Origin of the sequence: Streptomyces reniochalinae (assembly GCF_003323735.1) — a bacterium.
GTDB lineage: Bacteria > Actinomycetota > Actinomycetes > Streptomycetales > Streptomycetaceae > Streptomyces > Streptomyces reniochalinae.
On sequence record NZ_QOIM01000025.1, the window covers coordinates 81,619 to 104,617 of the forward strand.

Annotated in this window: 24 protein-coding genes; 14 read left to right on the forward strand and 10 right to left on the reverse strand. The window is 71.9% G+C overall.

The genetic code is table 11. From position 1 onward, the window contains the following. Window positions 1-39: 39 nt before the first annotated feature. The 6 genes from DQ392_RS34330 (at window position 40) to DQ392_RS07065 (ending at window position 5,322) form a co-directional block, all read left to right on the forward strand. Complete coding sequence (locus DQ392_RS34330; RefSeq protein WP_181856315.1) at window positions 40-210, forward strand: hypothetical protein; 171 nt, start codon at window positions 40-42, stop codon at window positions 208-210. Then, complete coding sequence (locus tag DQ392_RS07045; protein WP_114014632.1) at window positions 210-1,820, forward strand: sugar ABC transporter ATP-binding protein; 1,611 nt, start codon at window positions 210-212, stop codon at window positions 1,818-1,820. Before DQ392_RS34330 ends, DQ392_RS07045 begins: the two co-directional genes overlap by 1 nt. Next, on the forward strand, window positions 1,820-2,839 hold the full coding sequence (locus tag DQ392_RS07050; RefSeq protein WP_114014633.1) for an ABC transporter permease: 1,020 nt from the start codon (window positions 1,820-1,822) through the stop codon (window positions 2,837-2,839). Before DQ392_RS07045 ends, DQ392_RS07050 begins: the two co-directional genes overlap by 1 nt. A 57-nt stretch (window positions 2,840-2,896) precedes the next feature. Then, window positions 2,897-3,859 carry an ABC transporter substrate-binding protein gene (locus DQ392_RS07055; RefSeq protein WP_220182597.1) on the forward strand — a complete coding sequence of 321 codons (963 nt, stop codon included), beginning with the start codon at window positions 2,897-2,899 and terminating at the stop codon, window positions 3,857-3,859. A 300-nt stretch (window positions 3,860-4,159) separates the two neighbouring features. Further along, window positions 4,160-5,008 carry a SigB/SigF/SigG family RNA polymerase sigma factor gene (locus DQ392_RS07060; RefSeq protein ID WP_114014634.1) on the forward strand — a complete coding sequence of 283 codons (849 nt, stop codon included), beginning with the start codon at window positions 4,160-4,162 and terminating at the stop codon, window positions 5,006-5,008. Between the two features lie 41 nt (window positions 5,009-5,049). Then, window positions 5,050-5,322, forward strand: coding sequence for a DUF5133 domain-containing protein (locus DQ392_RS07065; protein WP_114014753.1), 273 nt, complete (start codon window positions 5,050-5,052; stop codon window positions 5,320-5,322). Between the two features lie 101 nt (window positions 5,323-5,423). Here DQ392_RS07065 and DQ392_RS07070 read toward each other — a convergent pair whose 3' ends face one another. Then, window positions 5,424-6,146: a type 1 glutamine amidotransferase gene (locus tag DQ392_RS07070; RefSeq protein WP_114014635.1), complete on the reverse strand. Its 723-nt coding sequence runs from the start codon at window positions 6,144-6,146 to the stop codon at window positions 5,424-5,426. Window positions 6,147-6,249: 103 nt separating this feature from the next. Here DQ392_RS07070 and DQ392_RS07075 point away from each other — a divergent pair, with 103 nt between their 5' ends. Beyond that, window positions 6,250-6,465, forward strand: coding sequence for a DUF4236 domain-containing protein (locus DQ392_RS07075; RefSeq protein WP_114014636.1), 216 nt, complete (start codon window positions 6,250-6,252; stop codon window positions 6,463-6,465). Window positions 6,466-6,598: 133 nt separating this feature from the next. Here DQ392_RS07075 and DQ392_RS34005 read toward each other — a convergent pair whose 3' ends face one another. The 4 genes from DQ392_RS34005 to DQ392_RS07095 all read right to left on the reverse strand — a co-directional run bounded on the left by DQ392_RS34005 (window position 6,599) and on the right by DQ392_RS07095 (window position 8,775). Beyond that, window positions 6,599-6,931 (reverse strand): hypothetical protein, encoded by a 333-nt coding sequence (locus DQ392_RS34005; RefSeq protein WP_147266496.1) that lies wholly within the window; start codon window positions 6,929-6,931, stop codon window positions 6,599-6,601. A gap of 132 nt (window positions 6,932-7,063) precedes the next feature. Next, complete coding sequence (locus tag DQ392_RS07085; RefSeq protein ID WP_114014638.1) at window positions 7,064-7,324, reverse strand: hypothetical protein; 261 nt, start codon at window positions 7,322-7,324, stop codon at window positions 7,064-7,066. A 140-nt stretch (window positions 7,325-7,464) separates the two neighbouring features. Then, window positions 7,465-7,977, reverse strand: coding sequence for a MarR family winged helix-turn-helix transcriptional regulator (locus DQ392_RS07090; protein ID WP_114014639.1), 513 nt, complete (start codon window positions 7,975-7,977; stop codon window positions 7,465-7,467). A gap of 189 nt (window positions 7,978-8,166) precedes the next feature. Beyond that, complete coding sequence (locus DQ392_RS07095; RefSeq protein ID WP_114014640.1) at window positions 8,167-8,775, reverse strand: hypothetical protein; 609 nt, start codon at window positions 8,773-8,775, stop codon at window positions 8,167-8,169. Window positions 8,776-9,101: 326 nt separating this feature from the next. On the opposite strand from DQ392_RS07095, the gene DQ392_RS07100 reads away from it, so the two are divergent. Then, window positions 9,102-9,551: a cold-shock protein gene (locus DQ392_RS07100; protein ID WP_114014641.1), complete on the forward strand. Its 450-nt coding sequence runs from the start codon at window positions 9,102-9,104 to the stop codon at window positions 9,549-9,551. A gap of 177 nt (window positions 9,552-9,728) precedes the next feature. On the opposite strand, the gene DQ392_RS07105 is transcribed toward DQ392_RS07100, so the two are convergent. Next, entirely contained in the window at window positions 9,729-10,427 is a 699-nt protein-coding gene (locus DQ392_RS07105) for a LysM peptidoglycan-binding domain-containing protein (RefSeq protein WP_114014642.1), read from the reverse strand. A gap of 519 nt (window positions 10,428-10,946) precedes the next feature. On the opposite strand from DQ392_RS07105, the gene DQ392_RS07110 reads away from it, so the two are divergent. From DQ392_RS07110 to DQ392_RS07130, 5 genes are all read left to right on the forward strand, one after another. Further along, window positions 10,947-11,708: a DeoR/GlpR family DNA-binding transcription regulator gene (locus DQ392_RS07110; RefSeq protein ID WP_114014643.1), complete on the forward strand. Its 762-nt coding sequence runs from the start codon at window positions 10,947-10,949 to the stop codon at window positions 11,706-11,708. Between the two features lie 102 nt (window positions 11,709-11,810). Then, on the forward strand, window positions 11,811-13,205 hold the full coding sequence (locus tag DQ392_RS07115; protein WP_114014644.1) for an ABC transporter substrate-binding protein: 1,395 nt from the start codon (window positions 11,811-11,813) through the stop codon (window positions 13,203-13,205). Further along, window positions 13,202-14,176 carry a carbohydrate ABC transporter permease gene (locus DQ392_RS07120; protein WP_114014645.1) on the forward strand — a complete coding sequence of 325 codons (975 nt, stop codon included), beginning with the start codon at window positions 13,202-13,204 and terminating at the stop codon, window positions 14,174-14,176. Before DQ392_RS07115 ends, DQ392_RS07120 begins: the two co-directional genes overlap by 4 nt. Continuing rightward, window positions 14,173-15,057, forward strand: a complete 885-nt coding sequence (locus DQ392_RS07125) for a carbohydrate ABC transporter permease (protein ID WP_245981234.1) — start codon at window positions 14,173-14,175, stop codon at window positions 15,055-15,057. The genes DQ392_RS07120 and DQ392_RS07125 overlap by 4 nt, the downstream gene beginning before the upstream one ends. Then, window positions 15,054-16,043: a zinc-dependent alcohol dehydrogenase family protein gene (locus tag DQ392_RS07130; protein ID WP_114014646.1), complete on the forward strand. Its 990-nt coding sequence runs from the start codon at window positions 15,054-15,056 to the stop codon at window positions 16,041-16,043. The genes DQ392_RS07125 and DQ392_RS07130 overlap by 4 nt, the downstream gene beginning before the upstream one ends. Before the next feature lie 163 nt (window positions 16,044-16,206). On the opposite strand, the gene DQ392_RS07135 is transcribed toward DQ392_RS07130, so the two are convergent. From DQ392_RS07135 to DQ392_RS07150, 4 genes are all read right to left on the reverse strand, one after another. Beyond that, window positions 16,207-18,240, reverse strand: a complete 2,034-nt coding sequence (locus DQ392_RS07135) for a CocE/NonD family hydrolase (protein ID WP_114014755.1) — start codon at window positions 18,238-18,240, stop codon at window positions 16,207-16,209. 137 nt (window positions 18,241-18,377) lie between these two features. Next, a complete protein-coding gene (locus DQ392_RS07140; protein WP_114014756.1) occupies window positions 18,378-19,655 on the reverse strand; it encodes an ATP-grasp domain-containing protein in 1,278 nt (425 codons plus the stop codon). Window positions 19,656-19,966: 311 nt separating this feature from the next. Then, complete coding sequence (locus DQ392_RS07145) at window positions 19,967-20,206, reverse strand: hypothetical protein (protein ID WP_114014647.1); 240 nt, start codon at window positions 20,204-20,206, stop codon at window positions 19,967-19,969. 85 nt (window positions 20,207-20,291) lie between these two features. Beyond that, window positions 20,292-21,128: an MOSC domain-containing protein gene (locus DQ392_RS07150; protein WP_114014648.1), complete on the reverse strand. Its 837-nt coding sequence runs from the start codon at window positions 21,126-21,128 to the stop codon at window positions 20,292-20,294. Window positions 21,129-21,550: 422 nt separating this feature from the next. Here DQ392_RS07150 and thiI point away from each other — a divergent pair, with 422 nt between their 5' ends. After that, a complete protein-coding gene (gene thiI / locus DQ392_RS07155) occupies window positions 21,551-22,774 on the forward strand; it encodes a tRNA uracil 4-sulfurtransferase ThiI (protein WP_245981248.1) in 1,224 nt (407 codons plus the stop codon). The last annotated feature ends 225 nt before the right edge of the window (window positions 22,775-22,999 follow it).

Sequence of the window (22,999 nt, forward strand, 5' to 3'; positions counted from 1 at the left end):
TTCCTACACTCCCTGAAATCGATTTCGACAGGAGTCGTCGTGCTGACCGACATCCACCCCCGCACGGGCGGGGTTTTCCCGCACCGACCCGACACCACGGGGCGCCCCGCCGCGGCCACACGAGCCGGTGCTCCCTTCCCCGGCGAGCTCCCCGGCAAGTCCCCCGCCGACATCCCCGCCGAACGTTCCGAGGTGGCAGGAGAGCGCTGATGGACGGCACGAAGCAGGACACCCCCGAAGCGCCCCGCGGCGCCGCCGGCGGAAGGACGCTGCTGCGCGTCGAGGGGGTCACCAAGAGCTTCCCCGGCGTCCGGGCCCTGGACGGGATGCGGCTCGACCTGCGGCACGGTGAGGCGCTCGCCCTGGTCGGGGAGAACGGCGCGGGCAAGTCGACGCTGATGAAGCTGCTCACCGGCATCCACACCCCCGACTCGGGCAGCTTCTTCCTCGACGGCGAGCCGCTGCACGTCACCGGCCCGCGGCACGCGCGGGAACTGGGCATCGGCATCATCCACCAGGAGTTCAACCTGATGCCCGACCTCACGGTCGCGCAGAACGTCTTCATCGGCCGTGAGCCGCGCAAGGCGGGCTTCCTGCTCGACCACCGGGCGCTCAACTCCCGCGCCCAGGAGCTCATCGACCGGCTCGAACTCCCGCTCGACCCGCGCCGCACCGTCGCTTCCCTCACCGTCGCCCAGCAGCAGATGGTCGAGATAGCCAAGGCCCTCTCCCACGACCCGCGCGTCCTGATCATGGACGAGCCGACGGCGGCGCTCAACGACGCGGAGGTACGGGCCCTGCACCAGCTCATCCGCCGCTTCCTGCGCCCGGAGACCGGCGTCGTCTACATCTCCCACCGCATGGAGGAGCTCACCTCCCTGTGCGACCGCGTCACCGTGATCCGCGACGGCCGGTACGTCGAGACGCTGCGCACCGACCAGGTCTCGACGCGGGAGGTGATCGCGCGGATGGTCGGCCGTGAACTCGACACCGGTGCGGGGCCGCAGAACGTGCGCCAGGACCGCGAGACGCTGCTGTCGGTGTCGGGGCTGAGCACCAAGGCGCTGCTCGACGACGTCACCTTCGAGCTGAGGGAGGGAGAGATCCTCGGCTTCGCCGGGCTGATGGGCGCGGGCCGCACCGAGGTGGCCAGGGCGCTGGTCGGCGCCGATCCGGTCACCTCGGGAACGGTGACCCTGCGCGGGCGGCGCGTGCGGATCAGCAACCCGGCGGACGCGGCACGGCACCGCATCGGCTACCTGTCCGAGGACCGCAAGCAGCTCGGGCTGCTGGTCGAGGACGGCGTCGACACCAACGTGGCGCTCAGCTCGCTCGATGAGCGCTTCGCCTCCTTCGGCTTCGTCCGCGACCGGGCGATCCGAAGCCGCGCCGAGGAGCTGGTCGCCGCGCTGCGGATCAGGACCCCCTCGGTCGGCCAGACGGTCAAGAACCTCTCCGGCGGCAACCAGCAGAAGGTCGTCATCGCCAAGTGGCTCGTCAAGGAGTGCGACGTGCTGATCTTCGACGAGCCGACCCGCGGCATCGACGTCGGCGCCAAGGAGGAGATCTACCGGCTCCTCAACGAGCTGGCCCAGCAGGGGAAGTCCCTCATCGTGATCTCCTCCGAGCTCCCGGAGGTGCTGCGCATGGCGCACCGCGTGCTGGTGATGGCCGAAGGCCGGATCACCGGCGAACTCGCCGCGCACGAGGCCACGCAGGAACAGGTCATGCACTACGCGACGCTGCGGCCCGGCGCACCGACCGCGCCCTCGGCCGCCCACGACAGCACCCGCCCCAGCACCCCCAAGGCAGGCAAGTGATGACAGCCGAGACGGCACCCGCGCCCGAGCAGGACCGGCCCGCGGCAGGCGGCCCGGGGACCGGGAGCGGCGGCACCCTCAAGGGCCGCCTCCAGCAGTTCCTGGCGTTCGGCAGCCTGGTGGTGATCTGCGTGTTCTTCGCGATCGCCGACCCGATCTTCCTCAGCTACGGCAACATCACCTCGATCCTCTTCGCGACCGTGGTGATCGGCACGCTCGCGCTCGGCGCCACCTTCGTGATCATCACGGGCGGCATCGACCTGTCGGTCGGCACCGGCATGGCGCTGTGCGCGGTCGTCTCCGGCGTGCTGATCACCAACATGGGGCTGCCGATCGTCGTCGGCGTCCTGGGCACCCTGGTGTTCGGCGCGCTCATCGGTTTCGTCAACGGGCTCAACATCGCCGTGCTCGGGCTGCCGCCGTTCATCGCCACGCTCGCGATGATGCTGGTGGCCGGCGGGCTCGCCCTCGTCATCTCGGGCAGCGCACCGATCTACTTCGACTCCACCGCCTACACCGACATCTCCACCGGCAGCATCATCCCCGGGGCCGACTTCCCCAACGCGGTGCTGATCATGGCCGCCGTCGCCGTCGTCGCGGGTGTGGCGCTCAGCCGGACGGTGCTGGGCCGCTACACCTACGCCATCGGCAGCAACGAGGAGGCCACCGCGCTCTCGGGCGTGAACGTCCGCAAGTGGAAGATCGTCATCTACACGCTGGCGGGACTGTTCATCGGGCTGGCCGGTGTGCTGATCTCCGCCCGGCTCGGCTCGGCCCAGCCCGCCACCGGCATGGGGTACGAGCTCCAGGCCATCGCCGCGGTCGTCATCGGCGGGACCTCGCTGAGCGGCGGCAAGGGCTCCATCGTCGGTACGGTCATCGGCGCGCTGATCATCTCGGTGCTCAACAACGGTCTCCAAGTGCTGGCCGTTCCCCAGGAGTGGCAGAACGTCATCCTCGGCACCGTCATCGTCGTGGCCGTCTACGCCGACAGGGCGCGCAAGCGTGCGGCGGCCTGAGCCCCCGCGCCCGCCCCGCCTTCCACTGGCCCGCACCACCGAGGGAGTTCGAGTTCGATGACCATGCGGCACCGGCGTAGCGCGGCGCTCGTCGCGGCGGCCCTGATGCTGACGCTCAGCGGCTGCGGCGCCTCGCAGGACGCGAGCGGCGGCAAGCCGTCCATCGCGATCGTCTCCAAGGGCTTCCAGCAGCAGTTCTGGCAGTCGGTCAAGAAGGGCGCGCAGCAGGAGGCGAAGGAGCGCGGAGCTGAGATCACCTTCCAGGGCCCGGCGACCGAGAGCGACGTCGAGACGCAGGTGACCCAGGTGACCAACGCCGTCGGCAGGGGCCCCGACGCGCTGGGGCTGGCCGCCCTCGACTCCCGGGCCACCGAACCGATGCTGCGAAAAGCCGCACGCGAGGACATTCCCGTCATCGCCTTCGACTCGGGCGTGGACAGCGAGGTCCCGCTGACCACCGTGGCCACCGACAACAAGGCGGCCGCCGCCGAAGCCGCCGAGCACCTGGCGAAGGCCCTCGGCGGAAAGGGACAGGTCGCCGTCGTCGCGCACAGCCAGACCAGCGGCTCCGGCATCGACCGCCGCGACGGTTTCGTGCGGTGGATGAACAAGCACGCGCCCCGCATCGAGCTGCTGCCCGTGCAGTACGGCGGGGGCGACCAGACCAAGTCGGCCGACATCACCAAGGCCATCATCACCGCGAACCCCGACGTCGACGGCGTCTACGGCACCAACGAGGGCTCCGCCATGGGCGTCATCCAGGGCGTCAAGGAGAGCGGCCGCAAGGACATCAAGACCGTCGGCTTCGACTCGGGCAAGGGCCAGATCGACGCCATCGAGCGGGGCGAGATGCTCGGCGCCATCACCCAGGACCCGCTCGCCATCGGCCGCGAGGTGGTGAAGGCGGCTCTCAAGGCGAAGAAGGGCGAGAAGCTGCCGAAGACCATCAACACGGGCTTCTACTGGTACGACCGGAAGAACGTCGACGACCCGAAGATCCAGTCAGTGCTCTATCGGTAGCGGTCCGCCGGGATCCGGTCCGTGCCGTACCGGCAGCGGCCCGCCGCGGGCCCGCGAGCGCCCTTGAGGGCGGCACGCGGCGGAGCCCGGCGACGCCATGGCCGGGACGCGGCCGAAAATGTTGGCGGCAGGTGGGTTTGCCACCCGCGACACGGGTTATACGAGACGCCGAGTGCTTGGGAGTACAGGCACATCCGCGGGAGGCGACCGCACACTGTCGCCCCGGGTGTGTCGAGACCCGGGCACGGCTCCTCCCGCGGTTGGTCCGAGAACAAGCGAGACCGCAAGGAGCCAGATCCCATGTGCGCCGTACGGTACCGCCCGCAGCGAGCACGTCATAGCCATGCTGACGCCCCCGACACGACCAGGGAATTCGAGCGGCTCGCCGCTCTCCCCCAGGGCCCCGAGCGGGAGGAGCTCAGCAGCAGGATCGTCGAGGCGTGGCTGCCCATGGCCCACCGGCTGGCGGCCAAGTACCGCAGCCGCGGAGAGGCCCTCGAAGACCTCGAACAGGTCGCGGCGCTGGGCCTCGTCAAGGCCGTCGACCGCTACGACCCGTCCCACGGCACCCCCTTCGTGCCGTTCGCCGTCCCCACCATCACAGGAGAGATCCGCCGCCACTTCCGCGACCACACCTGGGACGTGCACGTGCCGCGTCGCGTCCAGGAACTGCGCAACAAGGTGCGCACCGCGATACGGGAGCTGAGTTCGGCGGTCGACGACCACACGCCCTCCGCCGAGCGGATAGCCGCCCACACCGGCCTGTCGCAGGAGGACGTCGAGGCCGGGCTGGAGGCCATCGGAAGCTTCCGCTCCCTGTCGCTGGACGCCTCGACCGGTGACGCCGACGACGGCTTCTCGCTGGCCGACACCTTCGGCCACAGCGAGCCCGACTACGAGACCGTCGTCGCCAAGGAAGCCGTCAAGCCCTGCCTGCGCGACCTGCCGGAGCGCCAGCGCCGCGTGCTGTACATGCGCTTCTTCCGCGACATGACGCAGTCCCGCATCGGCAAGGAGCTGGGCATCTCGCAGATGCACGTCTCCCGGCTGCTGAGCAAGAGCTTCGAGCACGTCCGCCACCAGGTCGAACACGACCGCAGGCCCGCACGCCCGCGCTGCGCGGCGGGCGCCCGCACGGCCCGCGTGTGACCACCGACGGCGACACCGACCCGCAAGGGAGCACGATCACCATGCTGATGGCACATCCCGCCGTTCTCCGCGATCTCGTCGAGCAGTACGAGGCGCTCAGCGTCCTGCACGCCGAGGACGGTTCCCCCGAATCCCGGCAGCGCCTCAACGACGTGGCCTACACGCTGTGCGTGTCCACCGGCACCCGCGACGTCGACGCCGCGCTGGTCGCCGCCCGGCACCACCTTCCCGGCGCCCGGATCGAGGACGACTCCCTCCTCGACGAGGACGCCCCGGAGCCCGTCGCGGTCACCTCCGCGGGAGCCGGCATCTGAGGCCCGGCTCCTGAGGTCTGAGACGTTCAGGCCGAAGAGGTGAGAGCCGCCGCGCGGGTGACCGGACGCCGGGTCCGGTCACCCGCGCCTGGCATGGCGGCTCACCGGCCGGCCCGGCCGGTCTCCGGCTCCTCCCGTACCAGCGCGGCGAACCGTCGGATCACCTCGCGCCAGACGGGCGTCGCCGTCCGCGCGTCCTCCTCGGCCCCGCGATACAGCGCCTGCCGGTCGTGACCGTGCTCGGCCAGGCGCGCGGCGTCCCACGTCAGCAGCCGCTCGGGGGCCGTCTCCGGATGGAACTGCACACCCCAGGCCCGCTCCCCCACGCGGAAGGCCTGGTACGGACAGCGGTCGCTGCGAGCCAGCCAGACCGCACCGGGTGGCAGCGAGGTGACGGCGTCCACGTGCCGCTCGATCGCCGTCACCCGCTTTGGCAGCGAGTGGAAGAGCGGATCGGCCGCCGCCTCGGCCCGCATGCTGAGGGCCGTGCTGCCCATCTCCGGGACTCCGTGCCCGGCCGCGACCTTGCCGCCCGCGACGTGCGCCAGCATCTGCCCGCCCAGGCAGATGCCGAGGACGGGTGTGCGCTCGGCGAGCGCCGCCGCGACGAGCCCGCGTGTGGCGGCGAGCCAGGGTGCGCGCGCGTCGTCGTCCGGCATGAACCCGCCTCCGAGCACCACGAGCGCGGAATGCGTCAGCCCGTGCGGCACGGCCTCGCCCTCGTACGCGTGGACGACGTCCACGGTGAGCCCTACTTCCTCCAGCCAGTCACCGACACGGCCCGGTCCGCCACGGGGCGTGTTCTGCACGGCCAGCACCCGCATCGCCCTGATCCCTTCGTGCCGCCCCTCGTCCGACGCCGCTCACCGGCTTGCCACCTGAGGTGCCGGGTACCCGGGGAGCGTCTGCACCCGAGAGGGAGGAACGATGGGGCTCACTTTCCGAAAGAGCATCCGGATTCTGCCGGGGATACGGATGAACATCAACCGCCGGTCGGTCTCCTTCAGAGTGGGCGGCCACGGCGGACCGCGCCGGACCTACGGTTCCCGTGGCCGCCGCACGACGTCGATGGACCTGCCAGGCCCGTTCGGCTACCGGCGCAGCAGCCGCCGCGTCGGCCGACGGGGCACCATCCGGCGCTGAGCGGGCGGCGGCGCTCACCTCCCGGTTGTCGCCGCGCCGGAGCCGGCGGCGCCGGCCTCGTCCCCGAGAACACGGACGCACACCGAGGCCGGAGGGGCTCAGCGGCCCCTCCGGCCTCGGTGCGGGCACGGCATCAGATGCGGCCGCCGGTAAGACGTGTCAGCGGACCCGTCCTTCTGCGCGCCGTCGTACGCCCCAGCGCGAACGCACCCGCCAGGAGCGCCAGCAGACTCCCGCCCGCTCCGGCGGCGACCTTCTTGCGCTGTTTGACCGCGACCAGTCCGGCCGTGGCCGCCGTAGTCGCCGTGGAGGTCGCGGACGCCAGCGTGTTCCTGGCGGCCTCTCCCCGCCTCTTCACGGCCTCTCCCGCAGAGCTCGCGGCTCCGTTCGCCTCGGCGACCGTCCGCGTGGCCGCTGCGGGCTTCTTCGCACTGTCTGTCTTCGCGTTCTTCACAGGGTCAGCCATGGGCGGCGGGTTGCCGTAAGGGGCCGCGCCCAAACCCCCGGACGCCCGGCCGCGGTGGCCGAACGCGTGGGCGCCCGGCCACCGCCGCGCCCGAACACCCAAGCCGAACGCGGGCGTTCGAGGCTGCGGAGGTCAACCTCCGTACATACCGCGGAAGAAGAGGTAGCCGATCGCCATGCCGATGACGATTCCGGCTATGGAGACGCCGATCGCCGTGCCCGCGAGCCGCTCCTGTTTGGATTTGGCGACGAGGCCGCAGATGAGCCCCGCGATACCGAATCCCGGCGGGCAGAAGAGGAAGGCGATGGCGCCGAGCACGATGCCCACGATGCTCAGCGTGTTGGAGTCGTTCGCGGGCCGTCCCTGCTGGTACGGCGGTCCCGGATAGGACACTGCGCCCCCTCACATGTGTCGAGTGACGACACCCTATGGAGTGAACGGCGGCGTGGGTAGCCCCTCGCGGGTCCGGGAAACCGGTCGGGGACGCCGCGAGGCGCCCGTGACAGCCCCGGGCGGAACGCGCGCGGAGCCGATCAGGCGGGCCTGAGCGCGGCGTCGGCGGAACCGGCCGCGGACGGGTGGGGCACCAGGGCGCCTCCCGTGGCGTCGACGAAACCCCGCAACCCCTTGAGCAGCGCCTCGCGTTCCCGCACCCGCATGCCGTCCAGCATCCCCAGCAGCGCCTCCTCGCGCTGCTCGCGCAGATGCGTCAGGTAGGCCCGGCCCCGCCCGGTCAGCCGCAGCTCCAACTCCCGTCGGCTGGTGGGGCTGGGAGAGCGTTCCACGAAGCCGATCGCCTCCAGCCGGTCGCACAGCCGGCTCACGGACGACGGCGCGGAACCCAGCGCCTCACCCAGCGCGCGGAGGTTCATCCCCTCGTCGCGGTCGACGCAGTACATGACCCGGAGCTGCGACGGCGAGACGGGCGTGGTGGACGCGGCGTTCCTGCCGCGTTCCCACAGCACCTCCAGCAGTTCGATGACCTCGCTCGCCCGCTGTGCGGTATCGCGGGTGTTATGGCCGGGAGGGATAGGGTTCACACCCATATCAGTACCACTCCATACAGGCGGGACCACTCCATATCGGTGAGCGCGCACAAGCCGGACGAGACCCCCGCCCGGTCTCTCTCCGGCGCCGCGGTCCGGTTCGGTCGGGTGGGGCGGCACCGCTCGCGAGCCGCCCCGGTGGCCGACTCGCCCGGCGCCCGCCCCGGTGACGGACGCGCCCGGTGCCGGTCAGCTGACGCGGGGGCGGACCGCCCCCGCGGCGCGCCGGGCCGGCGGTGCGCTGACGCTCGACCGCGCGGTGAGCAGCGAGTCGAAGAGGGCTCCGGCGGACAGGAGGGCGGCGCGCGCGTCCTCGGTCACCCGGTGGTCGGCGTGCGCGGCGCGGGCCGCCTCGTGGACGCGGCGGTACCCGTGGACGCGGCGGGCGTGGTGGACCGACAGCGCGGCGGCCAGGTCCTCGAACGGCGCCTGGGCGGGGTAGCCCCGCTCGGCGGCCAGCTCCGTCAGCAGGACCTCCGCCGCGTCGAGCGCCCGGCCGGGGTCGGCGGAGAAGTCCTCCTCCAGTGCGGTCCAGCGGGCGAGGTAGTGCTCGCGCGCGGCGCGGTCGAGCGGCAGGACCTGGAGCTGGGCGTACCGCTTGAGCCGGACGCGCAGCTCTCGCCTGGTGGTCCGCACGTCGCCGCGGCGGCGGGCCAGGGTGCGGTCGTACTCAGGACCGAAGCGGCCCTGGAGGTCTTCCCCGTCCCGGTCCGCCACCTCCTGCCTGAAACGGAACGCGAGCCCGACGGCGACCGCGAGGACCACGCCGAGACCGGCGATGAGCAGGATGGTGAACATGCGCGCCTTCTCCCCGGTTTCCGGACCCGTCGGCAGGCGGAAACCGTCCTGACAAAAATGGGGGATCGGGCTCTGAGAAGAGACCCGGCATGGGGCCCGTGCCCACCCGGGGCCCCGGTAAACCTCTTGATGGGCAATCCATCCGGACGGCTTCCGCGGATCGCCCGCCCAGCGCTCCGTGCCCCCGGATGACCAGGGACGACGGCCCTTTTCCCGCGTCGCCCGCCAGGCAAGCCGCACCTGCCGTACCCCTCACGGCTCGCCTTCGCTAGGATCCCGGCCAGGTGTCCGGGCACGGGGCCCGGGGATGTGGTTGAGGTGGAAACATGGTTGCTGGTCGAGTTGTCCGGTTCGACGGTGCGCGGGGTTACGGTTTCATCGCGCCGGAACACGGGGGCGAGGACGTCTTCCTGCACGCGAACGACCTGATGGTGCCGGAGTCCTACGTGCACACCGGCGTGGCGGTCGAATTCGAGATCGAGGACGGTGACCGGGGTCTGAAGGCCTCCTCGGTCCGCCTCCTGCACAATCCGGAGAACGTGTCGCCGTTCGCGCCGGCGCCCTCCGCCGCCGGTCAGGAGCGGGAGGCGTCGGCCTCCGTCCGCTCCGACGATCCGGACGACCCCCTGTGCGACGTGCTCAGCGTCGCCGAGTACACCAGGTCGGTGACGGAGCTGCTGCTGGAAGCCGCGCCGGGACTGACCGGGGCGCAGATCCTCGACATCCGCCGCAGGCTGGTGCAGTTCGGGAAGCAGCACGGCTGGGCCGAGGACTGACGCCGGCGGTACGTACAGCCGGTGGGCGCCGCCGCGGCGCGGGTACGGGTTCCGCCGTACCCGCGCCGCGGCGGCGTTCGTGAACACCGGGGTGTCCGGACACTGTGGTCTCCGGACACCCCGGTTTCCGCACACCGCGGACCCCGGGGCCCGCGAACGGGCCCCGGGTCCGGTGGGTCAGTACCAGCCGTGCTTGTTGTGAAAGGCGAGCGCCGCCTGCCAGGAGCCGTAGCGGTTCTCGACGTAGCGCTCGGCGCCCGCGTGCTGTTCGGCGACCGTGCCCTTGCCCCAGGGCTGGTCGGTCTGGAACAGCCCGTAGTACTTGCCGTTCTGGGCGTTGGGGTTGCCGCTGGACTCCCGGCGGATGATCTCCGCCTTCGCCGCGTTCTCCGACATGGAGGCGGCCGAGGAGGCGGGCTTGGACCGCGTGGGCTGCGGAGCCGCCTCGCCCTGTGACTGCTCCTCCTCCTGTGCGTGCGGGGCCTGTGGGGCCTGTGATGCCTGCGGAGCCTCGGGGGTCGCCTCCTGCGCCGGGGGCGGCGCCGAGGGGGCCGGCTGCGGGGTACTCGCGCCGGTGACCTCCAGTCGCTGGCCGGGGAAGATCCGGTCGGGATCGGGGAGGCCGTTCCGCTCGGCCAGTTCCTGCCAGGTGGTCCCGTGGCGCTGTGCGACCTGGGAGAGGGTGTCGCCGGGCTGCACCTCGTACCCGGAGGTGCCCTGCGTCTCGTACCCGGTGGTGCCCTGGGACCGCGCGGTGGCCTCCGCGTGGGTGTGCGTGCCGGCGGACTGCGCCTCCTGCCCGAAGGCGGGAGTTGCCGGGACGGCGACCGCAGCCGCCGTGAGGACGCCGAAGGTGGCGATCTTGGTCTTACGCATCTGAATCAGGTCCTTACCGTCGAGTCCGGAGACTCTCTGTTGGGGTCAGAGGAAAGCCCGTCAGGGCGGTAGCAAACTCCTCCGGGGGCTCCCCGGGCTGACGATCCGTTCGGCCCGGCCGATCTTTCACCCGGGCAGAGGTACCGGGCGTCCCCGATGGGCGGTACCCGACGCCGCCACGACGTGCCACGGCCACCCCGGGCGCCCGCTGGTGTCCGACCCCCGCGTCGTCGCGTGGCGCCCGTGCGGGCCACGGAGAGGCGGGCGGGCCCGGAACGGGCGCGTGCGGGCGGGAAACGGGCACCGAGGCAGGGCGCGGACGCGGCCCGGGCCTGGGACGTCACGCTGTGAGGGGCGGCGGGATACGGGCGCAAGCGGGCACGATCTGCCCGACCGGAGGGCTGGTGGTGCCCCGCCCACGCCCGGTACAACTCTGCACACGGGCAGGAACGGGCAGCCCGGTGCCCGAACGGAGCCCGCGGGGACCGGCCGGGACGGGACGAACAGGAGCGCGGAGCCATGAGCGCGGCGGAGCGGCAGCGGCAGATCGTCGGTACGGCACGACGACTGGGCTCCGTCGAGGTGACCCAACTCGCCGACGATCTCGGCGTGGCCAAGGAGACGGTGCGCCGCGATCTGCGCGTCCTGGAGCAGCACGGTCTGCTGCGCCGTACGCACGGAGGCGCCTACCCGGTGGAGAGCGCCGGCTTCGAGACGACACTGGCCTTCCGCACCACCATGCACGTGCCGGAGAAGCGGCGGATCGCCTCGGCCGCCGTCGAACTGCTCGGGGACGCGGAGACGGTCTTCGTGGACGAGGGGTTCACCCCCCAGCTCATCGCCGAGGCGCTGCCAACGGACCGGTCGTTGACGGTGGTGACGGCCTCGCTGCCGGTGGCGAACGTGCTGGCGACCGCCGGTGACTTCACCGTGCTGCTGCTGGGCGGACGGGTGCGGGGCGGCACGCTGGCCACCGTCGAGCACTGGACGACGAAGATGCTGGCCGGATTCGTCATCGACCTGGCGTTCGTCGGCGCCAACGGCATCTCCCGCGAGCACGGGCTGACCACCCCCGACCCGGCGGTCAGCGAGGTGAAGGCGCAGGCGGTGCGGGCGGCACGGCGACGGGTCTTCGCCGGGCCGCACACCAAGTTCGGCGCGGTGAGTTTCTGCCGCTTCGCCCAGGTGGGCGACTTCGAGGCGCTCGTCACCTCCACCGGGCTGCCGGCACAAGAAGCACACCGCTACGCCCTGCTGGGGCCGCAGGTCATCAGAGTCTGACCCGTCCCGCCCGAGCGCTCCACCCCGTCCCCGTCCCGGACCGGCGGTCGTCCTCGTACGCCCGCCGACGCCGTACACATGTCGATTTCGCCAGGAGTTTCCATGCGCCGTCGGAGCAGACAGCTCAGCCGGACACCCCACCGACCACACCGTGCCCGGGCGCTGGCCGCGACCGCCACGGCGGGCGTGCTGCTCACGCTGCCCGCCTGCGCAGGGGCGGGGGCACTGGGGCAGGGGGGTGACACGATCAACGTCCTCATGGTGAACAATCCGCAGATGCTGGAGCTGCGGAAGCTGACCGCGGCTCACTTCACGAAGGAGACCGGTATCAAGGTCAACTTCACGGTGCTGCCGGAGAACGACGTCCGCGACAAGATCAGCCAGGACTTCGCCAACCAGGCGGGCCAGTACGACGTGGCCACCCTCAGCAACTACGAGACGCCGATCTTCGCGAAGAACGAGTGGCTGCAACCGCTGGACCAGTACACCCGCAAGGACAAGTCGTTCGACCAGCAGGACATCCTGCCTCCGGTGCGGGAGTCGCTCAGCGGCGAGGACGGCAAGGTCTACGCCCAGCCCTTCTACGGGGAGTCGTCCTTCCTGATGTACCGCAAGGACGTCTTCGCCGAAAAGGGGCTGACGATGCCCAAGGAGCCGACCTGGCCGCAGGTCGCCGAGCTCGCGGCCGAGGTGGACGGTTCGCAGCGCGGCATGAAGGGCATATGCCTGCGCGGGCTGCCGGGCTGGGGCGAGCTGGTCGCGCCGCTGACGACGGTCGTCAACACCTTCGGCGGCACGTGGTTCGACAAGGACTGGAACGCGCGGCTGGACGATCCCGCCTTCAAGAAGGCGACGAAGTTCTATGTCGACCTGGTGCGCAAGCACGGCGAATCCGGCGCCGCCCAGGCCGGTTACGCCGAATGTCTGAACAACATGACCCAGGGCAAGACCGCCATGTGGTACGACGCCACGGCCGGCGCCGGTTCGCTGGAGGGCGCGAAGTCCAAGGTCAAGGGCAAGATCGGGTACGTGCCCGCGCCGACGCTCAAGACGGAGAGCTCCGGCTGGCTCTACAGCTGGGCGTGGGGCATCCAAAAGGCGAGCCGTAACCAGGACAAGGCGTGGAAGTTCATCTCCTGGGCGTCGGGCAAGAAATACGAGCGGCTGGTCGGCGAGGAGTTCGGCTGGGCCAACGTGCCGGCGGGCAAGAGGGCCTCGACCTACAAGCTGCCCGAGTACAAGAAGGAGGCGGGAGCCTTCGGTGAGGTCACCCGCCGGGCCATCACAGGCGCCGAGCCCCGCGATCCCGGCGTGCAGCCGCGGCCGACCATCGGTATCCAGTTCGTGGACATCCCCGAGTTCGCCGACCTGGGCACCAAGGTCTCGCAGGAGATCAGCGCGGCGATCGCGGGCCGCCAGTCCGTCGAGACCGCCCTGCGCAAGTCCCAGGCGCTGGCCGAAGAGATCTCCGAGGACTACGAGGGGCGGGGCCGATGAGCACGCCGACGACCGCTCCGGCACCCGGAGCGCGCAACGAGCGCCCGTCAGCGGCCGGCAAGACCGCCACGAAACCGCAGGGGCCGCCGAACAAGCTGCGCGCCTGGGTCACCAGGGCGCCGCTGCTGCCCGCGCTGGTCTTCATGATCGTCGTCACCCAGCTGCCGTTCGTGGCCACCCTGGTGGTCTCCTTCTTCGACTGGAACGCCCTGTACCCGGAGGCGCGCCGGTTCGGCGGCTTCGAGAACTACCAGGAGGTTCTCGGCGACGCGGCGCTGCGCGAGTCCGTGGTGACGACAGCCGTACTGACCGCCGTCGTCGTGCTGACCAGTCTGGTGCTCGGGCTCTGCCTGGCGCTGCTGCTCGACCGCACCTTCAAGGGCCGCGGCCTGGTGCGCACCCTGCTGATCGCGCCGTTCCTGCTGGTTCCCGTGGCGGCGGCGCTGCTGTGGAAGCACGTCCTGTACAACCCGGAGTACGGGCTGCTGAACGGCATGCTGACCTGGGTGTTCGGGGACGACGGGCCACAGCCCGACTGGGTGGCCGAGATGCCGCTCGGCGCGGTGGAGGTGGCGCTGATCTGGCAGTGGACGCCGTTCATGATGCTCATCCTGCTGGCCGGATTGCAGAGCCGTCCCGCCGACTCCCTGGAGGCGGCCCGCATCGACGGGGCGAGCGCCTGGCAGATCTTCCGCTATCTGACGGTGCCGCACCTGCGCCGCTACCTGGAACTGGGCGCGCTGCTGGGGTCGATCTACATCGTGCAGAACTTCGACGCCGTCTTCACCATCACCTCCGGCGGGCTGGGAACCGCCAACCTGCCGTACACCATCTACCAGACCTTCTACCAGGGCCACGAGTACGGGCTGGCGTCCGCGGCCGGGGTCCTGGTGGTGCTCGGCTCCCTGATCATCGCCACCCTCGCGCTGCGGGTGGTCTCGTCCCTCTTCCGTGAGGAGGCCCGGTCATGAGTGCGAGCGTCACGGTCGCCGACCCGAGAAAGGCGCGCGCGGTCACCGCCCCGCGCACGGTACGGCGCAGAAACGCGCTGCTGGGCCTGTTGGCGTGGCTGTGCGGGATCGTCTTCTTCCTGCCGATCGCGTGGATGGTGCTCACCTCCTTCCACTCCGAGTCGGACGCGGCCACCAACCCGCCGTCCCTGGCCGCCCCGCTGACGCTGGACGGCTACCGGGAGTTCTTCGGCGGGGCCTGGCAGTCGGGGCCCTGGCCGGCGCTGGCCAACTCGCTGACCGCCTCGGTGGTCTCCACCCTGTTCGTGCTCGTACTGGCGCTGCCCGCCGCCTACGCGCTGTCCATCAGGCCGGTGCGCAAGTGGACCGACGTGCTGTTCTTCTTCCTGTCCACGAAGATGCTCCCGGTGGTCGCAGGGCTGCTGCCGATCTACCTGTTCGCCAAGAACACCGGCTTCCTCGACAACATCTGGCTGCTGGTCATCCTCTACACCTCGATGAACCTGCCGATCGCGGTGTGGATGATGCAGTCCTTCCTGGCCGAGGTGCCGGTCGCGCTGATCGAGGCCGCGCAGCTCGACGGCGCCCGGCTGCCCACCATCCTGGCGCGGGTCGTCGCACCCGTCGCCGCGCCGGGGATCGCCGCCACCGCGCTGATCTGCTTCATCTTCTCCTGGAACGAGATGCTCTTCGCGCGGGTGCTGACGGGGGTCGTCGCACAGACGGCGCCCGTCTTCCTGACCGGATTCATCACCAGCCAGGGCCTGTTCCTGGCCAAGGTGTGCGCCGCGTCGCTCGTGATCTCCCTGCCGGTGCTCGCCGCGGGGTTCGCCGCCCAGGACAAGCTGGTCCAGGGCCTGTCGCTAGGAGCCGTGAAATGAAGGCCGCTCTCGTCGAGTCCGTGGGGAAGGTCTCCCTGACGGAGGTTCCCGACCCCACGCCAGGGCCCCGCGAGGTGGTGGTGAAGGTGGCCGCGTGCGGGCTGTGCGGCACGGACCTGCACATCCTCCAGGGGGAGTTCGCCCCGACCCTGCCCGTGATCCCCGGACACGAGTTCGCTGGGGAGGTGGTGGCGCTCGGCAGCGAGGTGACCGAGCTGTCCGAGGGCGCCCGGGTGGCCGTCGACCCCTCCCTGTACTGCTACGAGTGCCGCTACTGCCGCACAGGGCACAACAACCTGTGCGAGCGCTGGGCGGCGATCGGGGTGAGCCGCGCGGGCGGCGCCGCCGAGTACGCCGTGGCGCCGGTGGCCAACTGCGTGCCGTTGCCCGAGCACGTGCGCACCCAGGACGCGGCCCTGATCGAGCCGCTGTCGTGCGCGGTGCGCGGCTACGACGTGCTGAAGAGCCAGCTGGGCTCCCACGTGCTGATCTACGGCTCGGGCACGATGGGGCTGATGATGCTGGAGCTGGCCAAGCGCACCGGGGCGGCCAGTGTGGAGGTGCTCGACCTCAACCCCGAACGCCTGGAGACGGCGCGCTCCCTCGGGTGCAGCGGCGCCGCGGCCACCGCCGAGGAACTCGACCGGCCCCGCGGCTGGGATTTGGTGGTGGACGCCACGGGTAACGCGGCCGCCATCCAGGACGGTCTCGGCCGCGTGGCCAAGGCGGGCACCTTCCTCCAGTTCGGGGTCGCCGACTACGCGACGCGGGCCACCATCGACCCGTACCGCATCTACAACCAGGAGATCACCATCACCGGATCGATGGCGGTGCTGCACAGCTACGAGCGGGCGGCCGAACTGTTCGCCGGCGGCATCCTCGACCCGGAGGTGTTCATCTCGGACCGGCTCCCGCTGGCCTCCTACCCCGAGGCGCTGGACCGGTTCGCGGAGGGCAAGGGCCGCAAGATCGTCGTGGTGCCCTGACCTCCCCGCCCCGGGGCGTCCCCTCTCCCCCCGGCGCCCCGGGGCGCGCCGCCGGGCCGGTGGCCCGGCACCGGCGGCGCGCTGCTGGATCGGGGCCCCGTGTGTCCGGCCTAGGTCGTGTCTTCAAAGTCCCGCCTGCCTGGCGGGACTTTGAAGACACTCCCTAGAGGCAGTCCCTGGGCACGGTCTCGTTCCAGGTGCGGGAGAAGACCCGGTCCCCCGACACGTACGCGTCCAGCGTCGCGTGCACGTGGAAGTCCCGCTCGGTGCAGGTCAGTACGGTACGGGTGACCGCCTTGGCCTCCCACCCCTCGCGCCGGAAGGTCATCGTCCAGGCGGACTCGCCGCCGACGGAGGTGAAGTCGTCGGCCACCGCCGTGTACCGCTCGTAGGCGCGCCGGCCGACGTCCAGCCCGATGTGGTCCAGGTGCTCGAAGCCGCGGTCCTTCACGATCTCCAGCTCGTGGTGGTAGTCGATCAGATCGCGCTTGACGTCCCAGCGCTCCTCCGGCGGGGTGAGCGTCGTGGTCGTCAGCGGCTCGGCACCCTCGGCCTCGCCGAACAGGCCGCGCGGGGCCTCCCCGTCGGCGCGGGGGCTGCGTACCGGCAGTGTGAGGCTGCTGGAGTTCTGATGGACGCTCAGCAGCACGGGGCGCGGCGGCGGCCAGGCCAGCGGCCAGTACGAGGTCGACAGCGACAACCGGATGCGGTGCCCCGGGGGAAACGCCTGCGCGACCCCGTTGAGCCGCACGGTGGCGCGGCAGCGCGCCCCGGGCTCCACCGGCTCAGGCGTGCCGGTGCCCTCGCGGTGGCTGAGGTTGAGCACGCCGTAGGTGACGCGGGTGGCGCTGCCGTCGGGGGCGACGTCGGACAGCCGCGCCGCCACCTGAGCGACCGGCTCACTGGCCGTCAGGTCCAGCTCCACGCCGGGCGAGCCGAGGATCTCCACGCGCTCGGTCAGCGGGTCCGTCTCGAAGACCAGTGACCCCCCGTCCTCCTCCCGCTGGTCGTAGGGCAGGTCGGGTGGCGCGTTGTACGACGCCCACTTGCCGGCGAACTGGCCGACCGACAGCGGGGAGCGCACCGTCAGCGGCTCGCCGGGTCCGCCCTCGGCGGCCGGTTCTCCCGGCGGGCGGATGCGGTACTGCGTCAGCGGGTGGACGACCTCGTCGATCTGCGGCGAGGGCCACTCGGGCTCGACCACCCACCTGCCGGGCCGCTCCTCGTACGCGGTGGAGGGCGGCACGCTGTCCTGCATCCAGGCGCTGAGCACGGGTCCTTCCATGACGCCGTTGTCGGCGCCCTTGAGCCAGTGGTCCCACCAGCGGACCACCTCCTGGAGGTAGCCGATGGCCGGGCCCGGCTCGCCCAGGTGCGGGAACTTGTGCGACCAGGGGCCGATCAGTCCGCGGCGCGGCACGTCCAGGTGGGCGAGCAGGCGGGTGACGGCGTTGGAGTAGCCGTCGGCCCAGCCGCTGGAGGCCAGCACGGGGCAGCGCACCGCCCGGTAGTCCTCGCAGACGGAGGCGTGCCGCCAGTAGTCGTCGCGCCGCTGGTGGCGCAGCCACTCCAGCACCCACGGTTCGGTGCCCTCCAGCCGTTCGCGCCACATCTCGCGCCAGCGGTCGCCGACCACGGCCGGGTCGGGCGGGCAGGTGGCGTAGGCGAACATGGTGCCCGCCTCGGCCAGGTTGTCCGACAGCAGTGCGCCGCCCATGTAGTGCATGTCGTCGGCGTACCGGTCGTCGGTGAAGGAGGCGATGACGATCGCCCGCAGGCTCTCCGGCTGCCGTGCGGCGACCTGGAGGGCGGCGAAGGCGCCCCAGGAGATCCCCATCATTCCCGTGTTGCCGTCGCACCAGGGCTGTTCGGTGAGCCACTCCAGGACGTCGAGTGCGTCCTGCTGCTCCTGCTCCAGGTACTCGTCCTCCAGCACCCCGTCCGAGTCGCCGGTGCCGCGCAGGTCGACGCGGACGCAGACGTAGCCGTGCCCGGCGAGGTAGGGGTGGTGGATCGAGTCCCGAACGGCCGTCAGGTCGCGCTGGCGGTAGGGGATGTACTCCAGCACGGCGGGCAGGGGTTCCTGGTCCGTGCAGACGGGGCGCCAGATGCGGGCGGAGAGCCGGGTGCCGTCCGGGAGCGGCACGCTGGTGGTCTCCTCCTTCGTCTCGTAGGGCAGGTTGTGCACGGTGCGCATGGGCGCGGTCCGCCTCCTTCCCGTGGTGCGGTCGGCCGGATCGGTGGCCTCCGGCTGCCGGGCGCGCGGGCAGCCGGCGGCCGGACGCGCGGGCGCCTTTCTGTGCCGGTGCGCCGCCGCCTCCGGCCGGCTGGTCGTCACGCCCGTGGCGCCGCGCGGGTCTCGCTGCCGGGCGGTGTGCCGTGCAGGCCGAGGGCCGCGATGGCGCGGTCGTACTTCTCGCGCAGTTCGTCGTCGTCCGCTCCCGCGGTGAAGACGTGGGCGAGTTCGTAGCTGTAGCTGTCCTGCTGGGACAGGTTCGCCAGGTGTTGTCCCTGTTCGGGGACGACGTCGATGACGGTCCCTGGGATCTCCTCCTGCACCCGGGCGATCTCCCGCGCGGAGGGCACGCGGTGGGCCACGCCGTCGGTGAACCAGCGGTGGTACCACTTGGCGGCGCACTGGTACGGGCCCGCGCGGTGCGGGAGAGCCGGATCGCGGCCGAGGGCGAGGGCCACCATGCAGTGGTGGTTGGGCACCCCGTCGACGAAGTCGAACAGCTCGGCGTGCGACTGCGAGTGCCGCGGATTGATCTCCAGCAGCCTGATCGCGTCCGTGCCCGGGTCGTAGAAGAACTCGATGCTGAAGGTGGCCGCGTCCATGCCGATCTGCCGGATGACCCGCTCGGAGACTCCGGTCAGTCGCTCCTGGACCTGCGGCGGCAGGCTGCTGGGGTACTGGTGGCGCAGGAAGGACGAGGAGTCGGGGTAGGTGATGGAGTCCAGCACTCCGTAGACGGTGACGGCGCCCTGGTGGACGTATCCCTCGACGGCCACCTGGAGCCCGGTGAGCGTCTCCTCGGCCAGGCAGACCATGCCGCCCACTCCGGCCATCTCCTCGGGCAGCTCGATCTGGTCGAGGACGTACTCGAACGGCCTGCCGACCCGGGCGATGCCCTCCCTGATCTTCGCGACGGCCTCGCGGAACTCCTCGATGTTCTCGACCCCGTAGGCCAGCTCCGAGGAGTAGGCCAGGGCCGGCTTGACCCACATGGGGAAGCGGACACCCTCGGGTGGCTCGGGCTCGGCCGCCTCCATGTCGACCCGGCCGAAGCGGGGTATCTCGTCGATGGCCTTCTGCTGCTCCAGCCTGCTCCAGTACTTGTGTTCGCACTTGACCACCGACTCCAGCCCTGTGCTGCGGGTGCCGTACCGCTCGGCCAGCAGCGGGATCATGGTGGAGACGGGGAAGTCCCAGTAGCCGACGACGGCGTCGACGCTCCCGTCGAAGGAGTCGAGGACGCCGCGGGCCCGCTCCAGCAGGCCGGGCACGGAGACCTCGTCCTCCTGGAGTTCCTCGGGGCTCAGCAGCGGGTGGAAGCGGCAGTGTTCCGCTCCCGGGACCGCCTCGAGCGTAGTGCGGTTGGTCTCGTCCATACCGAGCACGAAGACGTTCACGACGTCCGCTGCCGGCTCACGCCGGACCGGCCGCGCGGGAGCGGCCGTCCGCTGCTGTGGGGCCGTCTCGTGCTCGACCTGGCCACGCGTGATGTTCCTGGCTGGGGGCACGGGTTCTCTCCACATCACTGTTCCGGTAGCACCCCGGGTCGCCCGGGGGCCGTGGGGGCCGCTGGCCCGACCCCGACGGCCCGGGGCGGGTTGCCCGGCGGCGGAGGGAGAAACCTGCCGTACTTGGAGCGAGAACTCAGCCGTGCGGGGAGGGGCCGGGAAGTTCTCGGGCTCCCGGGTCAGCGCCGCTCGGGCACCGTGGCGAGGAGGGCTTCGGCGCAGTCCTCGACGAGGGACTCGGCGTAGCCGGGAAGGGCGCCGCTTCCGCGCTGGTGACGGCGCACGACGGAGAGCGGGAGGTCGATCAGGGCGAGGGCGAGGCGCTCGGTGGCCTCCGCACCGTGGGCGCCGAGCCGCTCGGCGAGCGCGCCGACCGCGGCGGACGCCACCACGCGGACGCGGGCCGTGGTGGAGGCCACAGTCCGGACACGATGCTGGTCGACGCCACAGTCCGGACGCGGATCCCGAGGGGCGCTACAGCTCAGGCGCGGATTCCGACAGCCGTCACAGCTCGGACGCGCCCCAGTCCACCACCTCCACCGGGTCACCGACCGCGAGCCTTCCGGGGCGCAGCACCGCGAACTTGGCGCCGAACGCGACGCCGCCCTCGGACGCGCGGCGGTAGGTGGCGAGGGTGCGCAGCGGCTCGGGGCCGCGCTTGGCCGCCGAGTCCTGTGCGATGAGGGTGACGGCGCAGCGGATGGCCAGCTTCGCGTAGCCGAGTTCGGCTCCGCCGATCCGCAGCCGCCGCGCTCTGTCCTCGGCGTGCGGCTCCTCGTCCCAGTCGTCGACCACGATGTTGGGGCGGAAGCGGGACATCGGCAGCGGTTCGGCGCCCCGGTCGGCGAGCCGCTTGTTGAGGTGGTCCAGGCTCGCGCGGGAGACGAGGTGGACGGCGCAGCTGTCCGCGTACCGCGAGGTGCCGGGCGTCAGCCCGTCGGTGACCCTGCCGTTCTCCGGCGGCACCCGTACCAGCCTGCCGGGCGAGCCGAGGACCTGGGCGAGCCAGTCGGCCGCCTCCTCGCCCTGGTCGATGCCGCGCAGCGGCCGCCCGAGCACGTCCACCTCCCGGCGCGGCCCGGCCAGGTCGACCTCGACGTGCAGAGCCTCGGCTCCCGGCGCCCGCAGCGTCAGCCGCTCCCCCGCCGGCGTGCGGGCCACCTCGGGGGTGATGAGGGCCAGTGCGGGGTCACGGCGCTGGGTGCGGCCCACCCCTTCCGGCGTGGTGACCAGGAAAGCGCGGTCGTCGGCGATGCCGGCGGGTTCGAGGACGGCCTCCCGCAGCGGGACGGCCGCGCACCCTTTGACGGGGTAGTGGACCAGCTCGACGACCTCGGCCATGCGATGTCCCTTTCAGTGCGGGTGCGGCGGCGCGGTGTCCACGGGCCGCAGGGGCGGGGCCGGTTCGCCGGCGCGTGCGGTACCTCGTGGGACTCTAGTCAGCTTCCGCGCGGCGAGGAGAGTGGTCCTCCTCACCCTGCCCGCCGTGTGAGCGGCCGCACACGCGCCGCCCGTCGCCCGCGCACCTCCCGAGCGGGACGGCTCCCGCACCTCCCGAGCGGGACGAGGGAGCGGTGGGACATGGCGGGGAGGTCGCATAGCCTGTCGGGCAGGAGGGAAGTTCCGTGACGATCCATGGGCCCGGTCCCGCCCCCGAGGGACATCCGCACGACGACGCGGGCACGACCCGGACCACGTCCGTGCCTCGGCGCGCGCCCGCCGGAGCAGCGGCGCACGCCTCCCCGGCGCCGGACGCCGACGCGGTGGAGTGCGTCCTGCTCAAGCACGGTGAGGTCTTTCTCCGCGGCCGCAACCGTGCACGCTTCGAGGAGCTGCTGCACGACAACCTGCGGCACGCGCTGCGCCGGCTGCCCGGCGCGACGTGGGTGGAGAAGGGCCGCAGCGTCACGATGGTGGGCGGCGAGCCGGGTCTCGACACGCTCGTGGAGAGCGTGCGCCGCGTGATCGGCTTCAATCTCGTGCAGCCGGCGGTGCGGGTGGGCAGCACCCTGGAGACCATCGGCGACCACGCCGTACGGGCGCTGCGCCGGGCCTGGCAGGAGCGGAGCGGCGGCCGCGGCCGGATCAGCTTCGCGGTGCGCGCCAAGCGGCGGGACAAGTCGTTTCCGCTCACGTCCTCGGCGCTCGCGGCGGCCATCGGCGAACGCGTGTGCCGTCAGACGGGGGCGCGGGTGGACCTCTCCTCCCCCGACGTGCAGCTGACCGTGGAGGTGGACCGGAAGGGCAGCTACCTGTCCTGGACGCGGCTGCGGGGGCAGGGCGGTCTGCCGGTGGGCTCCAGCGGCCGGGCGCTGGCCCTGCTGTCCGGGGGCTACGACTCCCCCGTCGCCGCCTACCGGGCCATGCGGCGCGGACTGGCCTGCGACTACGTCCACTTCACCGGCGCGCCGTACACGGACGCCGCCTCGGTCTACAAGGCGTACGCGCTCGCGCGGGAACTCAACAGGTTCCAGCCGGGGCGCACCCTGTGGGTGGTACCGCTGGGCAAGGCGCAAAAGCAGCTGGCCGTCGCGGGCGCCGGACGGTTCCAGGTGGTGGCGCAGCGCCGGCTGATGGCGCGCACGGCGAGCGCGCTCGGCCAGCGGCTGGGCGCCGACGCGCTGGTGACGGGCGACAGCCTGGGGCAGGTGGCCAGCCAGACGGTGGCGAACCTGGCGGCCGTGGACGAGGCGGCCTCGCTGCCGCTGCTGCGTCCGCTGCTGGGCTGGGAGAAGCAGGAGATCATCGACGAGGCCCGCACTCTGGGCACCGCCGACGTCTCCGTGCTGCCCGACGAGGACTGCTGCTCGCTGCTCGCCCCCCGCCAGGTCACCACGAGCGCGCGGGTGACGGACCTGCGGCGGGTGGAGCGCCGCCTGGAGCTGGACGAGCTGGTCGGGGAGCTCCTGGCGGGCGCCTGGCCGCTGGAGCCGGGCACCGGGTGCGCGGTACCCGGCACCGCTCTCCCGGGCCAGACCCGCGCGTGAGCAGCCCCGTCCGCCCGGGCCGGAAGTGCGGGTGAACAGCCCAGGCCGCCCGGGCCGGAGCAGCCTGTCAGCAGCGCACGGACGCCACGAGGGCGGCTGTCCGCTCCCCGGCTGTCGTGCGCTTCCTCGGTTCCGAGGTGTAAAGGACCTCTTCGCCGGTCACTCGTGTCCGCATCCGGGCAGGTTCGGACCAGGAGCCCGCCGCGGTAGCGCCCCGGCGCCGAC

What these genes read in the sequence shown, in the direction of transcription:
- DQ392_RS07045 (WP_114014632.1), top strand. Translation starts at nt 210, where the DNA reads ATGGACGGCACGAAGCAGGACACCCCCGAAGCGCCCCGCGGCGCCGCC.
- DQ392_RS07050 (WP_114014633.1), top strand. Translation starts at nt 1,820, where the DNA reads ATGACAGCCGAGACGGCACCCGCGCCCGAGCAGGACCGGCCCGCGGCA.
- DQ392_RS07055 (WP_220182597.1), top strand. Translation starts at nt 2,897, where the DNA reads ATGACCATGCGGCACCGGCGTAGCGCGGCGCTCGTCGCGGCGGCCCTG.
- DQ392_RS07060 (WP_114014634.1), top strand. Translation starts at nt 4,160, where the DNA reads ATGTGCGCCGTACGGTACCGCCCGCAGCGAGCACGTCATAGCCATGCT.
- DQ392_RS07065 (WP_114014753.1), top strand. Translation starts at nt 5,050, where the DNA reads ATGCTGATGGCACATCCCGCCGTTCTCCGCGATCTCGTCGAGCAGTAC.
- DQ392_RS07070 (WP_114014635.1), bottom strand. Translation starts at nt 6,146, where the DNA reads ATGCGGGTGCTGGCCGTGCAGAACACGCCCCGTGGCGGACCGGGCCGT.
- DQ392_RS07075 (WP_114014636.1), top strand. Translation starts at nt 6,250, where the DNA reads ATGGGGCTCACTTTCCGAAAGAGCATCCGGATTCTGCCGGGGATACGG.
- DQ392_RS34005 (WP_147266496.1), bottom strand. Translation starts at nt 6,931, where the DNA reads ATGGCTGACCCTGTGAAGAACGCGAAGACAGACAGTGCGAAGAAGCCC.
- DQ392_RS07090 (WP_114014639.1), bottom strand. Translation starts at nt 7,977, where the DNA reads ATGGGTGTGAACCCTATCCCTCCCGGCCATAACACCCGCGATACCGCA.
- DQ392_RS07095 (WP_114014640.1), bottom strand. Translation starts at nt 8,775, where the DNA reads ATGTTCACCATCCTGCTCATCGCCGGTCTCGGCGTGGTCCTCGCGGTC.
- DQ392_RS07100 (WP_114014641.1), top strand. Translation starts at nt 9,102, where the DNA reads ATGGTTGCTGGTCGAGTTGTCCGGTTCGACGGTGCGCGGGGTTACGGT.
- DQ392_RS07105 (WP_114014642.1), bottom strand. Translation starts at nt 10,427, where the DNA reads ATGCGTAAGACCAAGATCGCCACCTTCGGCGTCCTCACGGCGGCTGCG.
- DQ392_RS07110 (WP_114014643.1), top strand. Translation starts at nt 10,947, where the DNA reads ATGAGCGCGGCGGAGCGGCAGCGGCAGATCGTCGGTACGGCACGACGA.
- DQ392_RS07115 (WP_114014644.1), top strand. Translation starts at nt 11,811, where the DNA reads ATGCGCCGTCGGAGCAGACAGCTCAGCCGGACACCCCACCGACCACAC.
- DQ392_RS07120 (WP_114014645.1), top strand. Translation starts at nt 13,202, where the DNA reads ATGAGCACGCCGACGACCGCTCCGGCACCCGGAGCGCGCAACGAGCGC.
- DQ392_RS07125 (WP_245981234.1), top strand. Translation starts at nt 14,173, where the DNA reads ATGAGTGCGAGCGTCACGGTCGCCGACCCGAGAAAGGCGCGCGCGGTC.
- DQ392_RS07130 (WP_114014646.1), top strand. Translation starts at nt 15,054, where the DNA reads ATGAAGGCCGCTCTCGTCGAGTCCGTGGGGAAGGTCTCCCTGACGGAG.
- DQ392_RS07135 (WP_114014755.1), bottom strand. Translation starts at nt 18,240, where the DNA reads ATGCGCACCGTGCACAACCTGCCCTACGAGACGAAGGAGGAGACCACC.
- DQ392_RS07140 (WP_114014756.1), bottom strand. Translation starts at nt 19,655, where the DNA reads ATGGACGAGACCAACCGCACTACGCTCGAGGCGGTCCCGGGAGCGGAA.
- DQ392_RS07150 (WP_114014648.1), bottom strand. Translation starts at nt 21,128, where the DNA reads ATGGCCGAGGTCGTCGAGCTGGTCCACTACCCCGTCAAAGGGTGCGCG.